This window comes from Leclercia sp. Colony189, from assembly GCF_009740165.1.
In the GTDB taxonomy this organism is placed as follows: Bacteria; Pseudomonadota; Gammaproteobacteria; order Enterobacterales; family Enterobacteriaceae; genus Enterobacter.
In genome coordinates, this window is the sequence record NZ_CP046557.1 from 1,639,105 (window position 1) to 1,656,004 (window position 16,900).

Here is a 16,900-nt window from a genome sequence, read left to right on the forward strand (position 1 = left end):
TTTTTATGCCCCGGTTTTGATGTCAGGCAATATCCCCTCCCTCTAAAGTAGTAATACTTTCCAAACAGTTGGTTAGCGTAAACGTCTGCTAACGCACGGTATCTTTATATAAAAAACTATATAGCGGTTGTTACCGCACCTTTGAACTTTGTGAGCAATCAAAGTGAGAGTCTATGAAAATGAAAACGCCTGAAGCTCTGCTGGCTGCTGAGGTGAGTCGACGTGGATTGATGAAAACCACGGCGATTGGCGGCCTGGCTGTTGCCAGTAGCGCATTCACATTGCCTTTTTCACGTCTGGCATCGGCTGCACAAGCCACTGAGACCGTTAAACCTGATGAGAAAGTGGTCTGGAGCGCCTGCACGGTAAACTGCGGCAGCCGCTGTCCACTGCGCATGCATGTCGTTGACGGTGAAATTAAATATGTTGAGACCGACAATACCGGGGACGATAACTACGAAGGATTACATCAGGTTCGCGCCTGCCTGCGCGGCCGCTCAATGCGCCGTCGTGTCTATAACCCGGATCGCCTGAAGCAGCCGATGAAGCGCGTGGGTAAACGCGGCGAAGGCAAGTTCGAACCCATCAGCTGGGAAGAGGCCTTTGACACCATCGCCGGTACGATGCAGCGTCTGATTAAAGATTACGGTAACGAATCTATCTATCTGAACTACGGCACCGGCACCCTCGGCGGCACCATGACCCGCTCCTGGCCGCCGGGAAAAACCCTGATCGCCCGTCTGATGAACTGCTGCGGGGGATACCTTAACCATTACGGTGACTACTCAACCGCACAAATTGCCGCTGGCCTGAACTACACCTATGGCGGGTGGGCAGATGGCAACAGCCCGTCGGATATCGAAAACAGCAAGCTGGTGGTCCTGTTCGGCAATAACCCTGGCGAAACGCGCATGAGCGGCGGCGGGGTAACGTACTACGTCGAACAGGCGCGGGAAAAATCGCAAGCCCGGATGATCGTCATTGACCCGCGCTATACCGACACCGGGGCAGGGCGCGAAGATGAGTGGATCCCCATCCGTCCTGGCACCGATGCAGCGCTGATCTCTGCCCTGGCGTGGGTGATGATCACTGAAAACCTCGTCGACCAGCCTTTCCTCGACAAATATTGCGTCGGCTACGACGAAAAAACGCTGCCGGAAGGGGCACCGGCGAACGGCCACTATAAAGCCTATATTCTCGGCCAGGGCAATGACGGCATCGCCAAAACCCCGGCCTGGGCCGCGGCCATCACCGGCATTCCCGAGGCGCGCATCATTAAACTGGCACGTGAAATTGCCGGGGCGAAGCCTGCCTTTATCTCTCAGGGCTGGGGGCCGCAGCGTCATGCGAATGGCGAACTGGTCTCCCGCGCTATCGCCATGCTGGCGATTTTGACCGGCAATGTGGGGATTAACGGTGGCAACAGCGGCGCGCGTGAAGGCTCATATTCACTGCCCTTTGTACGCATGCCGACCCTGGAAAACCCGGTTAAGACCAGCATCTCAATGTTTATGTGGACCGATGCCATCGAGCGCGGCCCGGAAATGACCGCCACCCGTGATGGGGTACGCGGCAAAGATAAACTCGACGTGCCAATTAAAATGGTCTGGAACTACGCCGGGAACTGCCTGATCAACCAGCATTCGCAGATCAACCGTACCCATGAGATCCTGCAGGATGATAAAAAATGCGAGCTGATTGTGGTGGTGGACTGCCATATGACTTCCTCGGCGAAGTATGCCGACATTTTGCTGCCAGACTGCACCGCCTCTGAACAGATGGATTTCGCCCTTGATGCCTCCTGCGGCAATATGTCGTATGTGATTTTTGCGGACCAGGCGATCAAACCGCGCTTCGGCTGCAAAACCATCTATGAGATGACCACAGAGCTGGCGAAACGTATGGGCGTTGAGCAACAGTTCACCGAGGGACGCACCCAGGAAGGGTGGATGCGCCACCTGTACGAGCAGTCCCGTGAGGCCATCCCGGAGTTGCCGTCATTTGATGAATTCCGCCAGCAAGGCATGTTCAAAAAGCGTGACCCGGAAGGGCACCACGTGGCGTATAAAGCCTTCCGTGCCGATCCTGTTGCCAATCCGCTGACCACCCCGTCAGGCAAAATTGAGATCTATTCCGCTGAACTGGCGCAGATTGCCGCGACGTGGGAGCTTGAGAAAGACGATGTGATCGATCCACTCCCGGTTTACAGCCCGGGCTTCGAAAACTACGACGATCCGCAGGTCAAATCCTTCCCGCTGCAGTTGACCGGCTTCCACTACAAGGCGCGTACGCACTCTACCTACGGTAACGTTGATGTCCTTAAGGCGGCCTGCCGTCAGGAGATGTGGATCAATCCGCTGGATGCTAAGGCCCGCGGGATCGCCAACGGCGACCGGGTACGGATCTTTAACAGTCGTGGCGAAGTGCACATTGAAGCCAAAGTGACGCCGCGTATTCTGCCGGGCGTCGTCGCGCTAGGTGAAGGCGCCTGGTACAACCCGGACGCCAACCGCGTCGATCAGGCTGGCTGCATTAACGTGCTCACCACGCAACGCCCGTCGCCGCTGGCGAAAGGCAATCCGTCTCACAGTAACCTTGTTCAGGTTGAAAAGGCGTAAGGAGTAGCCGATGACCACTCAGTATGGATTTTTTATTGATTCCAGCCGCTGCACCGGGTGTAAAACCTGCGAGCTGGCCTGTAAAGACTATAAGGATCTGACGCCGGATGTCAGCTTCCGCCGCATCTACGAGTACGCGGGCGGTGACTGGCAGGAGGACAACGGCGTCTGGCATCAGAACGTCTTTGCCTACTATCTCTCTATTGCCTGCAACCACTGCGAAGATCCCGCCTGTACCAAGGTGTGCCCGAGCGGCGCGATGCACAAGCGCGACGACGGCTTTGTCGTGGTGAATGAAGATGTCTGCATCGGCTGTCGTTACTGCCATATGGCCTGCCCATACGGCGCACCGCAGTACAACGCCGCCAAAGGCCATATGACCAAGTGCGACGGCTGCCATGACCGCGTTGCGGAAGGCAAAAAGCCGATTTGCGTGGAGTCCTGCCCGCTACGGGCGCTGGATTTCGGTCCGATTGCCGAGCTGCGCCAGAAGTACGGCAAGCTGGCTGCGGTCGCGCCGCTGCCGTCTGCGCACTTTACGAAGCCGAGTATCGTCATTAAACCCAATGCCAACAGCCGACCAACGGGTGATACCACCGGCTATCTGGCCAATCCAAAGGAGGTGTGAGATGGGAAGCGGATGGCATGAATGGCCGTTAATGATTTTTACCGTCTTCGGACAGTGCGTGGCGGGCGGTTTTATTGTGCTCGCGCTGGCGCTGTTAAAAGGTGATCTGAAGGCTGAACAACAGCAGCGTCTGGTGCTGAGCATGTTTGGCCTGTGGGTGCTGATGGGCATAGGCTTTATCGCCTCCACGCTGCACCTGGGCTCGCCGATGCGCGCGTTCAACTCCCTCAACCGTGTGGGGGCCTCATCCCTCAGCAATGAGATTGCCAGCGGGGCGATCTTCTTTGCTGTTGGTGGTCTGGGCTGGCTGCTGGCCGCGATGAAGAAGCTGCCTGCCGGGCTGCGCAGCCTGTGGCTGATTGTTACTATGGTGCTGGGCGTGGTGTTCGTCTGGATGATGGTTCGGGTCTATAACACGATCGACACCGTGCCGACCTGGTACAGCGTCTGGACCCCAATGAGCTTCTTCCTGACGATGTTTATCGGCGGGCCTCTGCTGGGTTTCCTGCTGCTGCGCGTGGCGGGTGTGGATGGCTGGGCCATGCGTTTGCTGCCCGTCGTCTCCCTGCTGGCGCTGGTGGTGAGCGCCATCGTTGCCCTGATGCAGGGGGCGGAACTCGCAACCATCAGCAGCTCCATTCAGCAGGCGTCAGCCCTCGTGCCGGATTACGGCTCGCTGATGGCCTGGCGCGTGGTGCTGTTAGCGGTCGCGCTGGCCTGCTGGATTGTACCGCAGCTTAAAGGCTATCAACCTGCGTTACCGATATTGTCGCTGGCATTTGTGCTGGTGCTGGCGGGCGAATTACTGGGGCGCGGCGTCTTTTACGGTCTGCATATGACTGTTGGGATGGCTGTCGCCAGTTAACGCTGATTTTTGTTATATAAAGCCGGGACATAGTGCCCGGTTTTTTTATTTTCGATCATGAAATTTTTCTTCTGTCGTTTGGCTTTAAGTTTGTCGGTACATAAATAAAAACAAACACATAACTATTATTGATAGCCACCATTCCATTAGCAGGATGAGTTTTTTCAATCGACAGGGACCTTATCGTGCTTGCGGCTCAAGAGGGTGGATTGACTTTGTTTTTGCCAGTGGCATGATGCGCACGAAATCTGAACTTCCTCACGGTTTTTAATCCATGTCGACCTATACCCGGCCAGTGCTCCTGTTGCTCTGTGGCCTGCTTTTGCTGACCCTCGCGATCGCGGTGTTAAACACGCTCGTCCCGCTGTGGCTCGCCCATGAAAATCTACCGACCTGGCAGGTTGGCATGGTCAGCTCGTCCTTTTTTACCGGCAACCTGCTGGGAACATTAATGACGGGAAGCCTGATCAAACGCTTTGGCTTTAACCGCAGCTACTATCTGGCGTCGCTTATTTTTGCTGCCGGCTGTGCCGGGCTGGGGCTGATGGTGGGCTTCTGGAGCTGGATGGTCTGGCGCTTTATTGCCGGCGTAGGCTGCGCCATGATCTGGGTGGTCGTGGAAAGCGCCCTGATGTGCAGCGGTACCTCCCGCAACCGCGGTCGCCTGCTGGCGGCCTATATGATGGTCTATTATGTCGGGACCGTGCTGGGCCAGTTGATGGTCAGCAAGCTTCCGACCGACCTGATGAGCGTCCTGCCGTGGGTGACGGGCATGGTGCTGGCCGCGATTCTGCCGCTGCTCTTTACGCGCATTGTGAACCAGAGCAGCGAGCATCAGGAAGCGACCCACGTCTGGTCGATGCTGAGACTGCGCCAGGCGCGTCTGGGCGTTAATGGCTGCATCATCTCCGGGATTGTGCTGGGTTCGCTGTATGGTCTGATGCCGCTCTATCTCAACCATCAGGGGGTCAGTGATTCCGGGATCGGTTTCTGGATGGCGGTGATGGTCAGCGCCGGGATTGTCGGGCAATGGCCGGTGGGGCGTCTTGCCGACCGCTTCGGGCGTCTGCTGGTGCTGCGCGTACAGGTCTTCGTGGTGATCATGGGGTGCTTTGCCATGCTCAGTAATGCCGCCATGGCGCCTGCACTGTTTATTCTGGGCGCGGCTGGCTTTACCCTCTATCCGGTGGCGATGGCCTGGGCCTGTGAAAAAGTGGAGCATCATCAGCTGGTGGCGATGAACCAGGCGCTGCTGCTGAGTTACACCATCGGCAGTTTGCTGGGCCCGACCTTTACTGCCATGCTGATGCAGAACTATTCTGACAATCTGCTGTTTATAATGATCGCCAGCGTGTCGTTTATTTATCTCTTAATGTTGCTGCGCAAGGCGGGCGAACACCCGACGCCAGTGGCGCATGCCTGAACAAATAAAAGCCTGTCGATGACAGGCTTTTTTGTCTTTGTCACATCTAAGAGTTTTACGCATTGTTTGTTTATCATGCCAGGCGATAATTCAGAGGCGTTCTTCCACTAAAAGGCAGCGATTATGTCTACTCGTCGTTTTACCACTACCGCGCTGGCAGTAGTGTTGTCTTTATCATTTGCAACTGCACCTGTTATGGCTAATCCAGGCAATGGGAATGGAAATGGCCACGGCAATGGCGGCGGGCAAGGTAATAGCGGTAATCATGGTAACGGAAATTCCGGGAAGGGGAATTCCGATAATCATGGTAATAAACAAAATAACGGTAACCACACTTCCGGCAAATCCAATAAAAGCGTAAGAGAGGATGTGGATGCACGTGTCAGTTACGATCATGCCCGTCATCTGGCACTGAACTATGGCTTAACAGGTTATGACTCACTGCCGCCGGGGATTGCGAAAAACCTCGCCCGCGGTAAACCTCTGCCGCCGGGAATTGCGAAAAAGAGTGTACCGGCTTCAATGTTAGGTCAATTGCCTTCTTACCCTGGTTATGAATGGCGGGTAGTCGGCAAGGATCTGGTGTTAATTGCGCTGAGTACGGCAATTGTGACGACCATTATTAATGGTGTCTTTGACTAATAAATAGAACGCCCGGTAAAAACCGGGCGTTTTGCTAATACATGACCTTGTGACCGTACTGCTCCAGAATGCCTTTTACGCGTTCCATGGTCTCTTTCTTCGGCGGCTTCACGCCATCAAGTTTGTATTCTTCGCCCATCGCCACCCATTTATGCTTGCCCAGCTCGTGATACGGCAGCAATTCAATTTTCTCGACATTGCCCATATCACGCGTGAACTCACCCAGACGGTGGGCAGAGTCATCATCATCTGACCAGCCTGGAACGACGACATAACGGATCCAGGTTTTAATGCCTTTGGCGGAGATGTATTTTGCGAACTCCAGAGTGCGATGGTTCGAGACCCCCACCAGGTTCTGGTGAATTTCATCGTTCATCTGCTTGAGATCGAGCATCACCAGATCGGTCACTTCCAGCAGTTCGTCGATCACCGGATCGTAGCGACGGACAAAGCCATTGGTATCCAGACAGGTATGAATACCCTCTTTACGGCAGGCGCGGAACCAGTCGCGCACAAACTCGGCCTGCAGGATCGCTTCCCCGCCAGATGCGGTTACGCCGCCGCCAGAGGCGTTCATAAAGTGGCGATAGGTCACCACTTCTTTCATTAATTCTTCAACGGTGACCTCTTTGCCGCCGTGGGTATCCCATGTATCGCGGTTATGGCAATACATGCAGCGCATCAGGCAGCCCTGGAAGAAGGTAATAAAACGGATGCCCGGGCCATCGACGGTACCACAGGACTCAAAGGAGTGGATGCGACCAATAGTTGACATTGCGGTGATATCTCCAGGTTCGGCCCTTCCGGGGCCTGTGTATGTGCACAACTCGTTGGCTGTGTCGAGTCTGTTTTGGCTGTTATCCATTTATTATAGATAGCGGGCAAAAGAGACTGCGGAGCGGGGGGTGTTAAAAAGGCCCCACTTGCGTGGAGCCTTTATTGTACGCCTATTACTGCGCGATTTCAGTCAAATCCACTTACATGGACTGAGTGAAAGTACGGGTAATAACGTCTTTCTGCTGCTCTTTAGTCAGCGAGTTAAAACGTACTGCGTAGCCAGATACACGGATGGTCAGCTGCGGATATTTTTCCGGATGTTCCATCGCATCGAGCAGCATTTCACGGTTCATAACGTTCACGTTCAGGTGCTGACCACCTTCGATGGACGCTTCATGATGGAAGTAACCGTCCATCAGACCCGCGAGGTTGGTTTTACGCACTTCGTCATCTTTACCCAGCGCATTTGGAACGATAGAGAAGGTGTAAGAGATACCATCTTTAGCGTAAGCAAACGGCAGTTTTGCAACGGAGGTCAGAGAGGCAACAGCACCTTTCTGGTCACGGCCGTGCATTGGGTTAGCACCTGGTCCGAATGGCGCGCCAGCACGACGACCGTCTGGGGTGTTACCGGTTTTCTTACCATACACAACGTTAGAGGTGATGGTCAGAACAGACTGAGTCGGGATAGCGTTACGGTAAGTAGTGAGTTTCTGAATTTTCTTCATGAAACGTTCTACCAGGTCAACCGCCATGTCATCAACGCGAGCGTCGTTGTTACCAAACTGCGGATATTCGCCTTCGATTTCGAAGTCGATAGCCAGACCGTCTTCGTCACGAATTGGTTTAACTTTCGCATATTTGATAGCAGACAGGGAGTCAGCCGCAACGGACAGGCCTGCGATACCACATGCCATGGTGCGCACGACGTCACGGTCATGCAGCGCCATCAGAGAGGCTTCGTAGCTGTACTTGTCGTGCATGTAGTGAATGACGTTCAGCGCGGTGACATACTGTTTAGCCAGCCAGTCCATGAAGTGATCCATGCGATCCATGACTTCGTCATAGTTCAGCACGTCGCCTTTGATCGGCTCAGACTTAGGACCAACCTGCATTTTCAGTTTTTCATCAACGCCGCCGTTGATTGCGTACAGCATGGTTTTCGCCAGGTTTGCACGCGCACCGAAGAACTGCATTTGTTTACCAACAACCATTGGGCTTACGCAGCAAGCGATAGCGTAGTCATCGTTGTTGAAGTCAGGACGCATCAGATCATCGTTCTCATACTGCAGAGAAGAGGTGTCGATGGAGACTTTAGCGGCGAATTTCTTGAAATTCAGCGGCAGTTTTTCAGACCACAGAACGGTGATGTTCGGCTCCGGAGACGGCCCCATGGTGTACAGGGTGTTCAGGAAGCGGAAGCTGTTTTTGGTTACCAGAGTACGGCCATCTACGCCCATACCACCGATGGATTCCGTTGCCCAGATTGGGTCACCAGAGAACAGCTCATCATATTCTGGGGTACGCAGGAAGCGAACCATACGCAGTTTCATGACCAGGTGGTCAATCATTTCCTGAGCGTCTTGTTCGTTGATTTTGCCTGCTTTCAGGTCACGTTCGATGTATGCATCCAGGAAGGTGGATACACGACCGAAGGACATTGCTGCACCGTTCTGAGACTTAACCGCAGCCAGGTAACCGAAGTAGGTCCACTGGATCGCTTCCTGAGCGTTGGTTGCAGGGCCGGAGATATCGCAACCGTATTTCGCTGCCATCTCTTTGATCTGACCCAGCGCGCGGTGCTGTTCAGCAATCTCTTCACGCAGACGGATAGTGGCTTCCAGGTTTACGCCATTTTCCAGGTCGGACTGCAGAGACTGGAACTGGGCGTATTTGTCTTTCATCAGGAAGTCGATACCGTACAGCGCAACGCGACGGTAGTCACCGATGATACGGCCACGGCCATAGGCATCTGGCAGGCCGGTCAGGACGCCAGATTTACGGCAGTTCAGGATGTCTTTGGTATAAACGTCAAACACGCCCTGGTTGTGGGTTTTGCGGTATTCGGTGAAGATTTTTTTCAGCATTGGGTCCAGCTCGCGATTGTACGCTTTGCAGGAACCTTCAACCATTTTAATACCACCGAACGGGATAATCGCACGTTTCAGTGGCGCTTCAGTTTGCAGACCAACAATCTTCTCGAGGGACTTGTTGATATAACCCGCGTCGTGAGAAGTGATGGTGGACGCGATGGAGGTGTCGAAATCAACAGGCGCGTGAGTGCGGTTTTCCTGCTTAACGCCTTCCATAACGCTATCCCACAGGGCAGTGGTTGCGTCGGTGGCACCGGCCAGGAAGGATTCGTCACCTTCATATGGGGTATAGTTTTTCTGGATGAAGTCACGAACGTTGACTTCATTCTGCCAATCACCTTTGGCAAAACCTTCCCATGCTGTGGCTAACTTTTCATTAAGTTCGGACATGTAACACCTACCTTCTTAAGTGGATTTTTTATTTACTGCCTGAGACAACCGTTAATGATGGTTATCGCCACGCAGGTAAATGACCCAGTATGTCAACCCAACCAGCAGACCACCGCCGATAATGTTCCCGATTGTGACCGGGATCAGGTTATCAGTAATGAAGTTCATAACGGTCAGGTGAGAGAAATTCTCCGGGCTTGAACCAACTGCGGTCCAGAACTCCGGGCTGGCAAAGTCACGGATTACGATACCGAAAGGGATCATAAACATGTTTGCAATGCTGTGTTCAAAGCCGCTGGCAACGAACATGGCGACAGGCAGAACCATGATCATCGCTTTATCCATCAGGCTGCGACCGGAGTAACTCATCCAGACCGCCAGGCAGACCATCAGGTTCGCCAGGATGCCAAGGGCAACGGCTTCAATAAATGTATGGTGCATTTTATGGTCGGCGGTTTGCAGGACATTCAGGCCCCAGCCGCCGTTGGCTGTCATATACTCCCCGGACAACCACATCAACAGAACAAAGAGTAGGGCACCAATCAGGTTACCGATATAAACGTTGATCCAGTTTTTGGCCAGTTGACCCCAGGTGATTCTGCCGCTGGCTTTCGCCACGACGATAAGCACCGTCGAGGTAAAGAGATCGGCGCCGCAAATGACGCAGAGAATCAGGCCCAGCGAGAAACAGATGCCACCAATCAGCTTGGCAATACCGTAAGGCATCGCGGCGGTACCGGTGGTCGCAGTGATATAGAAAACGAAGGCGATGGAGATGAACACGCCGGCGGTAATCGCCAGGAAGAACGTCGTCATCGGTTGTTTCGTTGCTTTATAGACACCCGCTTCTTCGGCAACTTTTGCCATTGCAGCTGGGAGTAAAAGATCAAAAGGGTTGTCAGCTTTCACACTAACTCTCTCTTTATTAAGTCGGCGACGAGATACTAACAAAGCATTATAGAAGAGAAATTGATGTAGATCATGTCTCGCCTGGCTTATAGGCCCGCAAAGTGCGTGGTTTTACAGCAAATGCGGAGTAAGTTTTTGATTATCCTGATAAAAATAAATTTTAAAAGTTACAAAATGAGTTGATTTTTTTCTCCTGACGCTTACTCCGACAGTTAATTAAAATGGAGTATTTCATATAAAAAGTAACAATAACTGTCAGGCCGCTATTATTATAGCTACCAATATTTAACTTAATTATTACAACCAAAGATTTATTACCGTAAAAATAAAACGGGGCAATAAAATTGCCCCGTAATATAACGTAGGTGATTGTATTCGCCTACTGTTTGTAATGGTATGTAACGTTATTTAGCCCAGTACGCGCTTTTTGCTTTCTGCAATTTCTCATAGGCCTTCAGCAAGGACTGGTGCGCAGGGAAGGCTTTCAGATCGCTGTCCACCGCCTGCAAGCCATAGAACGGCGCTTCGCCGCTCAGGGCCGCGCTGGCATTCTCTACCGCTTCGGCGCCGTACATACGGGTAAAGGCATTGAGGTACTGCAGCGGCTGACGCTCTTCTTCCTGCGCCAGCAACAGCAGGGTCTGCAGGCAACGGTAGTAGTTTGCACGCTCCGCGCTGAATACCGAGGCGTTGAACTCGATGGTCCATTCGGTCCAGATCAGCGCCTGTTCCAGATCGCCGCCTGCCAGCGCCAGCATCGCCTTCAGCTCGCCAATACGCAGGGTGTACCAGCCATTATCTTTACCCGTTGCCAGCCCCAGCAGCTCGCGTACGCGAGTGAAGTCGTCATGACCTTCGTCGTCCAGCTGGGTAATAAGGTTCAGGTAGTCCTCTTTCTCCCATGTGCTCTCCGGCAGCGCCAGCAGGGTTTCGCGCAGATGGCTGCCCATGCTGTTATTGGCCAGCCACAGATCTTCTACCGGATAGATGTCGGACATGCCCGGCACCAGAATACGGCAGGCGTAGACGCCCAGATGTTCATAATCGGCGATGTACACTTCCTGCCCTTCGGCAGTGAAGATAGCCATCAGCGTGGCGAACTCTTCTTCTGTGGTGCCGGAGAAGCTCCAGTCAACAAACGGATAATCCGCGTCCTGCTTAAACAGATCCCAGGAGATAGAGCCGCTGGAGTCGATGAAGTGCGTTTCCAGGTTGGCATGTTCCGCCACTTCTTCGTCATCAAACGTCGGCGGAGTGAAGACATCGAGATCTTTCAGGCTACGGCCCTGCAGCAGTTCCGTGACGGTACGCTCCAGCGCTACGCCAAAGTCCGGGTGCGCCCCGAAGGAGGCGAAGCAGGTGCCGTTCGCCGGGTTGAACAGCACCACGCAGATAACCGGATACTTCCCGCCCAGCGAGCCGTCATAGGCGAAGATTGGGAAACCTTCTGCTTCCAGTTTGGCAATGGACTCCACCACGCCCGGGTAGCGGGCCAGTACATCAGCCGGGATCTCCGGCAGGCTGATAGATTCCGCGATAATGCGGTTTTTAATATGGCGCTCAAAGACTTCGGACAGACCCTGAACACGCGCTTCGTTGCGGGTGTTACCGGCTGACATGCCGTTGGAGACATACAGGTTGCCGACGATGTTCATCGGAATATAGACGGTTTGCTCGTCAGACTGGCGGGTAAACGGCAGGGCGCAGATACCGCGATCTTCATTACCTGACTGCAAATCAACCAGCATGCTGGCGGTCAGTTGATTCTCCAGATCGTAAAACGCACGCAGGCGATCGTCGAGGATCCCTTCCGGCAGTTCGTCATCTTCGGTCAGTGGGAACCATTTTTCATTTGGATAGTGAACAAACGGGCCATTCGCCACGGTCTCGCCCAGCCAGAAATCGGCAAAGAAATAGTTAGTGGACAGACGTTCAAAATACTCACCCAGCGCAGAGGCCAGCGCCGCTTTTTTGGTTGCACCTTTGCCATTGGTAAAGCACAGCGCGCACTCTTTATCGCGAATATGCACAGACCAGACGTGGGGAACCGGGTTGAGCCAGGAGGCCTCTTCGATGTTAAAGCCCAGGTCGGTCAGTTTTTGCTGGAAGCGAGCGATGGAATCTTCCAGGGCGGCGTCTTTGCCGGGGATAAACGTTTGAGTCATGGGGATCACTTATATCGTACGGAAAGCGCGCAATGATACGGGTTTTGCATGACAGGCGCTATCTCCCCGGCGGTTTCGGCGAAAATAAAAGGCTGGGCTATGCTTATATTCAGTAACCTACTGTAAAGGAATATAAAAAATGAAAGCATTCGATCTTCAACGAATGGCCTTTGATAAAGTACCCGTTGAGTTTTTAGGCGAGGTCGCGCTGCGAAGTCTCTACACCTTTGTACTGGTTTTCCTGTTCCTCAAACTTACCGGACGACGCGGCGTGCGCCAGATGTCGCTCTTCGAAGTGTTAATCATTCTGACCCTGGGGTCGGCGGCGGGGGACGTGGCATTTTATGACGATGTGCCGATGATTCCCGTCTTTGTTGTTTTCATCACCCTGGCGTTGCTCTACCGGCTGGTGATGTGGCTGATGTCGAAAAGTGAAAAGCTGGAAGACCTGCTTGAGGGCAAACCGGTCGCCATTGTCGAAGAGGGCAAGCTGGCCTGGGAAAAAGTAAAGCGCGCCAACATGACCGAGTTTGAGTTCTTTATGGAACTGCGGGTGAGCGGCGTCGAACAGCTTGGGCAGGTTAAGCTTGCCATTATGGAGACCAACGGGCAGATAAGCGTTTACTTTTATGACGATGAGCAGGTCAAGCCCGGGCTGTGCATATTGCCGGATGAATTTGTGGAACGTTTTATGACGATACCGGAAGTCGGCGAATATGCCTGTCGGCGTTGCGGTCATGTTCAGACTCTACAGGCCGGGGCGCATCAATTATGTCCACGTTGTACGAATCCGGAATGGACGAAGGTTAGCTGGGCCAAACGCATCCCCTGACAGCAATTTTGTCGGTTTTGTGACAGCCCGCTGGCAGAATGTATTGTGTGATGGCGGGCACATTTTCCGGGGCATGAGTTTTAGACATTGCGGCGCGTGTCACTGAATGATAAAACCGATATCCACAGTTATTACTTATGGCTTTATAGCGTGGTGAGGGGAAATGGCTCAGGTCTTTAATTTTAGTTCAGGTCCGGCAATGTTACCGGCGGATGTGCTCAAACAGGCTCAACAGGAGCTGTGCGACTGGAACGGTCTTGGCACGTCGGTAATGGAAGTCAGTCACCGTGGTAAAGAGTTTATTCAGGTGGCGGAAGAGGCAGAAGCAGATTTTCGTTTCCTGCTGAATATCCCCTCAAATTACAAAGTATTATTCTGTCACGGCGGCGGTCGCGGTCAGTTCGCCGGTATTCCGCTGAACCTGCTGGGCGACAAAACCACCGCCGACTATGTTGATGCCGGTTACTGGGCTGCCAGCGCGGTAAAAGAAGCGCACAAATACTGCTCTCCGAACGTGATTGATGCCAAAGTCACCGTTGACGGCTTACGCGCGGTAAAACCGATGAGCGAATGGCAGCTCTCCCGCGATGCGGCCTATCTGCACTACTGCCCAAATGAAACCATCGACGGCATCGCCATCCACGAAGAGCCAAACTTTAGCGAGGATGTGGTCGTCACGGCGGACTTCTCCTCCACCATTCTCTCTTCGCCGCTGGATGTCAGCCGCTACGGCGTGATCTACGCTGGCGCGCAGAAAAACATCGGCCCGGCCGGCCTGACCCTGGTGATCGTGCGCGAAGATCTGCTGGGTAAAGCGCACAAATCCTGCCCGTCGATTCTGGATTACAGCGTGCTGAACGATAACGACTCCATGTTCAACACCCCGCCGACCTTTGCCTGGTATCTCTCTGGCCTGGTCTTTAAATGGCTGAAAAACAACGGCGGCGTGGCGCAGATGGATAAGATCAATCAGCAGAAATCTGAGCTGCTCTACAGCGTCATCGACGGCAGCGACTTCTATCGCAACGACGTCGCCAAAGCGAACCGTTCCCGCATGAACGTGCCGTTCCAGCTGGCCGACAGCAATCTCGATAAGCTGTTCCTCGAAGAGTCCTTCGCTGCTGGTCTGCATGCGCTGAAAGGTCACCGCGTGGTTGGCGGCATGCGCGCCTCCATCTATAACGCCATGCCGCTCGAAGGCGTTAAGGCGTTGACCGACTTCATGACTGACTTCGAACGTCGCCACGGTTAATCACGCCCCTGTTCACCCCCGTAGCCTCGCTGCGGGGTTTTTATTATGTTGAATTGAGACTTAAATTTCATGGAATCCCTGACGTTACACCCTATCGCGCGGGTAGATGGCACCATCAATCTGCCTGGTTCAAAAAGTGTCTCGAACCGCGCCTTGCTGCTGGCTGCGCTGGCAAACGGCACCACTGTTCTCACTAACCTGCTGGACAGCGATGACGTTCGCCATATGCTTAATGCGCTGAAAGCGTTGGGAGTCCACTATACCCTGTCTGCGGATCGTACCCGTTGTGAAGTGACGGGCAATGCCGGTGCGCTGCACTCCGCCGACGCGCTGGAGCTCTTCCTCGGCAACGCCGGCACGGCTATGCGCCCGCTGGCGGCAGCCCTGTGTCTGGGCAGTAATGACATCGTGCTGACGGGCGAGCCGCGCATGAAAGAGCGCCCGATTGGTCATCTGGTTGATGCGCTGCGTCAGGGCGGCGCGCAGATTGACTATCTGGAGCAGGAAAACTATCCGCCGCTGCGTCTGCGCGGTGGTTTTACCGGCGGTGAAGTGGCGGTGGACGGCAGCGTTTCCAGCCAGTTCCTGACCGCGTTGTTGATGACCGCACCGCTGGCGCCACAAAACACCACTATCACCATTAAAGGCGAGCTGGTTTCCAAACCCTATATCGATATCACGCTGCACCTGATGAAGACCTTTGGCGTTGAGGTGGAAAACCACAGTTACCAGCGTTTCGTGGTGCGCGGCGGGCAGCAGTACCAGACACCGGGCAATTACCTGGTAGAAGGCGATGCCTCGTCGGCCTCTTACTTCCTGGCGGCGGGTGCCATTAAAGGCGGTACCGTTAAAGTGACCGGTATTGGTCGCAACAGCGTGCAGGGCGACATTCGCTTTGCTGATGTGCTGGAGAAGATGGGCGCCGTGGTGACCTGGGGCGATGACTACATCTCCTGCACCCGCGGGGAGCTGAACGCCATTGATATGGACATGAACCACATTCCTGACGCGGCGATGACCATTGCCACAGCGGCGCTGTTTGCCAAAGGCACCACCACGCTGCGCAACATCTACAACTGGCGTGTGAAAGAGACCGATCGCCTGTTTGCCATGGCAACCGAGCTGCGTAAAGTGGGTGCGGAAGTGGAAGAGGGCGAGGACTATATCCGCGTAACGCCTCCGGCCAGGCTACAGGCGGCGGAAATTGGCACCTATAACGATCACCGTATGGCGATGTGCTTCTCGCTGGTGGCGCTCTCCGATACGCCGGTCACCATCCTTGACCCGAAATGTACCGCGAAAACGTTCCCCGACTACTTCGAACAGCTGGCGCGTATTAGCACTTCTGCATGATATCGCGACGCCGCATCACCTGATGCGGCGTTTCCTTACGCTTCCTGACATCATCATCGTCCATTTCTTCTACACTCAGCTTCAAACATTTCGTAATTTGCACGCAAAGGTAACAGTTGTGCACGTTGACGCGTATAATGCGCGGCGTTTACACATCGGTATGCCTAAATTAAGGAGAAAAAGATGACGGCAATTGCCCCGGTAATCACCATTGACGGGCCGAGTGGCGCAGGTAAAGGCACGCTATGCAAAGCCATGGCGGAAGCACTGCAATGGCATCTTTTAGATTCGGGCGCAATCTATCGTGTGCTGGCGCTGGCTGCCTTGCATCATCATGTCGATGTCGCCTCTGAAGAGGCGCTGGTGCCGCTGGCCGCCCATCTGGATGTACGTTTCATCTCCACCAACGGCAATCTGGAAGTGATCCTTGAAGGGGAAGATGTCAGCGCTGAGATCCGCACCCAGGAAGTGGCGAACGCTGCCTCTCAGGTCGCGGCTTTCCCACGCGTACGCGAGGCGCTTTTACGTCGCCAGCGCGCGTTCCGCGACGCCCCGGGCCTGATCGCTGACGGACGCGACATGGGAACCGTGGTTTTCCCTGATGCGCCGGTGAAAATTTTCCTTGACGCTTCCTCGGAGGAGCGCGCGCAGCGCCGTATGCTGCAGTTGCAGGAAAAGGGCTTTAGTGTTAACTTTGAACGTCTTTTGTCTGAGATAAAAGAGCGTGACGATCGCGACCGTAATCGCGCCGTTGCACCGCTTGTTCCCGCAGATGATGCATTAGTTCTGGATTCTACCAGTTTAACTATTGAGCAAGTGATTGAAAAAGCGCTACAATATGCGCGCCAGAAATTGGCTCTCGCGTAATCGCGACCGATTTAGCAGTACCCCCGCTGCAATGGATTGACGGCGGGTATGTGAAACAACCCCATCCGGCACGGAGCCAGGTGGAC

At 54.1% G+C, this 16,900-nt stretch carries 13 protein-coding genes; 9 read left to right on the forward strand and 4 right to left on the reverse strand.

The window, feature by feature from the left end; translation table 11 throughout:
* The first annotated feature begins 173 nt into the window (after positions 1–173).
* The 5 genes from dmsA (at position 174) to GNG29_RS07695 (ending at position 6,176) form a co-directional block, all read left to right on the forward strand.
* Positions 174–2,618 (forward strand): dimethylsulfoxide reductase subunit A, encoded by a 2,445-nt coding sequence (dmsA, locus tag GNG29_RS07675; RefSeq protein ID WP_156654206.1) that lies wholly within the window; start codon positions 174–176, stop codon positions 2,616–2,618.
* A 10-nt stretch (positions 2,619–2,628) separates the two neighbouring features.
* The gene (locus tag GNG29_RS07680) at positions 2,629–3,246 is read left to right on the forward strand and encodes a DMSO/selenate family reductase complex B subunit (RefSeq protein WP_156654207.1); all 618 of its coding nucleotides are present in this window, start codon (positions 2,629–2,631) and stop codon (positions 3,244–3,246) included.
* A gap of 1 nt (position 3,247) precedes the next feature.
* Complete coding sequence (locus GNG29_RS07685) at positions 3,248–4,111, forward strand: dimethyl sulfoxide reductase anchor subunit family protein (protein ID WP_156654208.1); 864 nt, start codon at positions 3,248–3,250, stop codon at positions 4,109–4,111.
* Positions 4,112–4,385: 274 nt separating this feature from the next.
* Complete coding sequence (locus GNG29_RS07690; protein WP_156654209.1) at positions 4,386–5,534, forward strand: MFS transporter; 1,149 nt, start codon at positions 4,386–4,388, stop codon at positions 5,532–5,534.
* A gap of 123 nt (positions 5,535–5,657) precedes the next feature.
* Complete coding sequence (locus GNG29_RS07695; protein ID WP_103178913.1) at positions 5,658–6,176, forward strand: anti-virulence regulator CigR family protein; 519 nt, start codon at positions 5,658–5,660, stop codon at positions 6,174–6,176.
* Between the two features lie 34 nt (positions 6,177–6,210).
* On the opposite strand, the gene pflA is transcribed toward GNG29_RS07695, so the two are convergent.
* From pflA to ycaO, 4 genes are all read right to left on the reverse strand, one after another.
* Complete coding sequence (gene pflA, locus GNG29_RS07700) at positions 6,211–6,951, reverse strand: pyruvate formate lyase 1-activating protein (protein WP_114315454.1); 741 nt, start codon at positions 6,949–6,951, stop codon at positions 6,211–6,213.
* Between the two features lie 202 nt (positions 6,952–7,153).
* Positions 7,154–9,436, reverse strand: a complete 2,283-nt coding sequence (gene pflB / locus GNG29_RS07705) for a formate C-acetyltransferase (RefSeq protein ID WP_103178915.1) — start codon at positions 9,434–9,436, stop codon at positions 7,154–7,156.
* Between the two features lie 51 nt (positions 9,437–9,487).
* Positions 9,488–10,345: a formate transporter FocA gene (gene focA / locus GNG29_RS07710; RefSeq protein WP_139156327.1), complete on the reverse strand. Its 858-nt coding sequence runs from the start codon at positions 10,343–10,345 to the stop codon at positions 9,488–9,490.
* Between the two features lie 404 nt (positions 10,346–10,749).
* Positions 10,750–12,510 (reverse strand): 30S ribosomal protein S12 methylthiotransferase accessory factor YcaO, encoded by a 1,761-nt coding sequence (ycaO, locus tag GNG29_RS07715; RefSeq protein WP_156654210.1) that lies wholly within the window; start codon positions 12,508–12,510, stop codon positions 10,750–10,752.
* 139 nt (positions 12,511–12,649) lie between these two features.
* Between ycaO and GNG29_RS07720 the strand changes: the two genes are divergently transcribed.
* The 4 genes from GNG29_RS07720 (at position 12,650) to cmk (ending at position 16,814) form a co-directional block, all read left to right on the forward strand.
* A complete protein-coding gene (locus tag GNG29_RS07720; protein WP_156654211.1) occupies positions 12,650–13,342 on the forward strand; it encodes a DUF421 domain-containing protein in 693 nt (230 codons plus the stop codon).
* A gap of 163 nt (positions 13,343–13,505) precedes the next feature.
* The gene (serC, locus tag GNG29_RS07725; RefSeq protein WP_156654212.1) at positions 13,506–14,594 is read left to right on the forward strand and encodes a 3-phosphoserine/phosphohydroxythreonine transaminase; all 1,089 of its coding nucleotides are present in this window, start codon (positions 13,506–13,508) and stop codon (positions 14,592–14,594) included.
* A 69-nt stretch (positions 14,595–14,663) separates the two neighbouring features.
* Positions 14,664–15,947: a 3-phosphoshikimate 1-carboxyvinyltransferase gene (gene aroA / locus GNG29_RS07730; RefSeq protein WP_103178920.1), complete on the forward strand. Its 1,284-nt coding sequence runs from the start codon at positions 14,664–14,666 to the stop codon at positions 15,945–15,947.
* Positions 15,948–16,130: 183 nt separating this feature from the next.
* Positions 16,131–16,814 (forward strand): (d)CMP kinase, encoded by a 684-nt coding sequence (gene cmk / locus GNG29_RS07735; RefSeq protein WP_103178921.1) that lies wholly within the window; start codon positions 16,131–16,133, stop codon positions 16,812–16,814.
* Positions 16,815–16,900 lie beyond the last annotated feature (86 nt).

Coding starts and splice junctions, on each gene's coding strand:
- dmsA (WP_156654206.1), top strand. CDS start 174: ATGAAAATGAAAACGCCTGAAGCTCTGCTGGCTGCTGAGGTGAGTCGA.
- GNG29_RS07680 (WP_156654207.1), top strand. CDS start 2,629: ATGACCACTCAGTATGGATTTTTTATTGATTCCAGCCGCTGCACCGGG.
- GNG29_RS07685 (WP_156654208.1), top strand. CDS start 3,248: ATGGGAAGCGGATGGCATGAATGGCCGTTAATGATTTTTACCGTCTTC.
- GNG29_RS07690 (WP_156654209.1), top strand. CDS start 4,386: ATGTCGACCTATACCCGGCCAGTGCTCCTGTTGCTCTGTGGCCTGCTT.
- GNG29_RS07695 (WP_103178913.1), top strand. CDS start 5,658: ATGTCTACTCGTCGTTTTACCACTACCGCGCTGGCAGTAGTGTTGTCT.
- pflA (WP_114315454.1), bottom strand. CDS start 6,951: ATGTCAACTATTGGTCGCATCCACTCCTTTGAGTCCTGTGGTACCGTC.
- pflB (WP_103178915.1), bottom strand. CDS start 9,436: ATGTCCGAACTTAATGAAAAGTTAGCCACAGCATGGGAAGGTTTTGCC.
- ycaO (WP_156654210.1), bottom strand. CDS start 12,510: ATGACTCAAACGTTTATCCCCGGCAAAGACGCCGCCCTGGAAGATTCC.
- GNG29_RS07720 (WP_156654211.1), top strand. CDS start 12,650: ATGAAAGCATTCGATCTTCAACGAATGGCCTTTGATAAAGTACCCGTT.
- serC (WP_156654212.1), top strand. CDS start 13,506: ATGGCTCAGGTCTTTAATTTTAGTTCAGGTCCGGCAATGTTACCGGCG.
- aroA (WP_103178920.1), top strand. CDS start 14,664: ATGGAATCCCTGACGTTACACCCTATCGCGCGGGTAGATGGCACCATC.
- cmk (WP_103178921.1), top strand. CDS start 16,131: ATGACGGCAATTGCCCCGGTAATCACCATTGACGGGCCGAGTGGCGCA.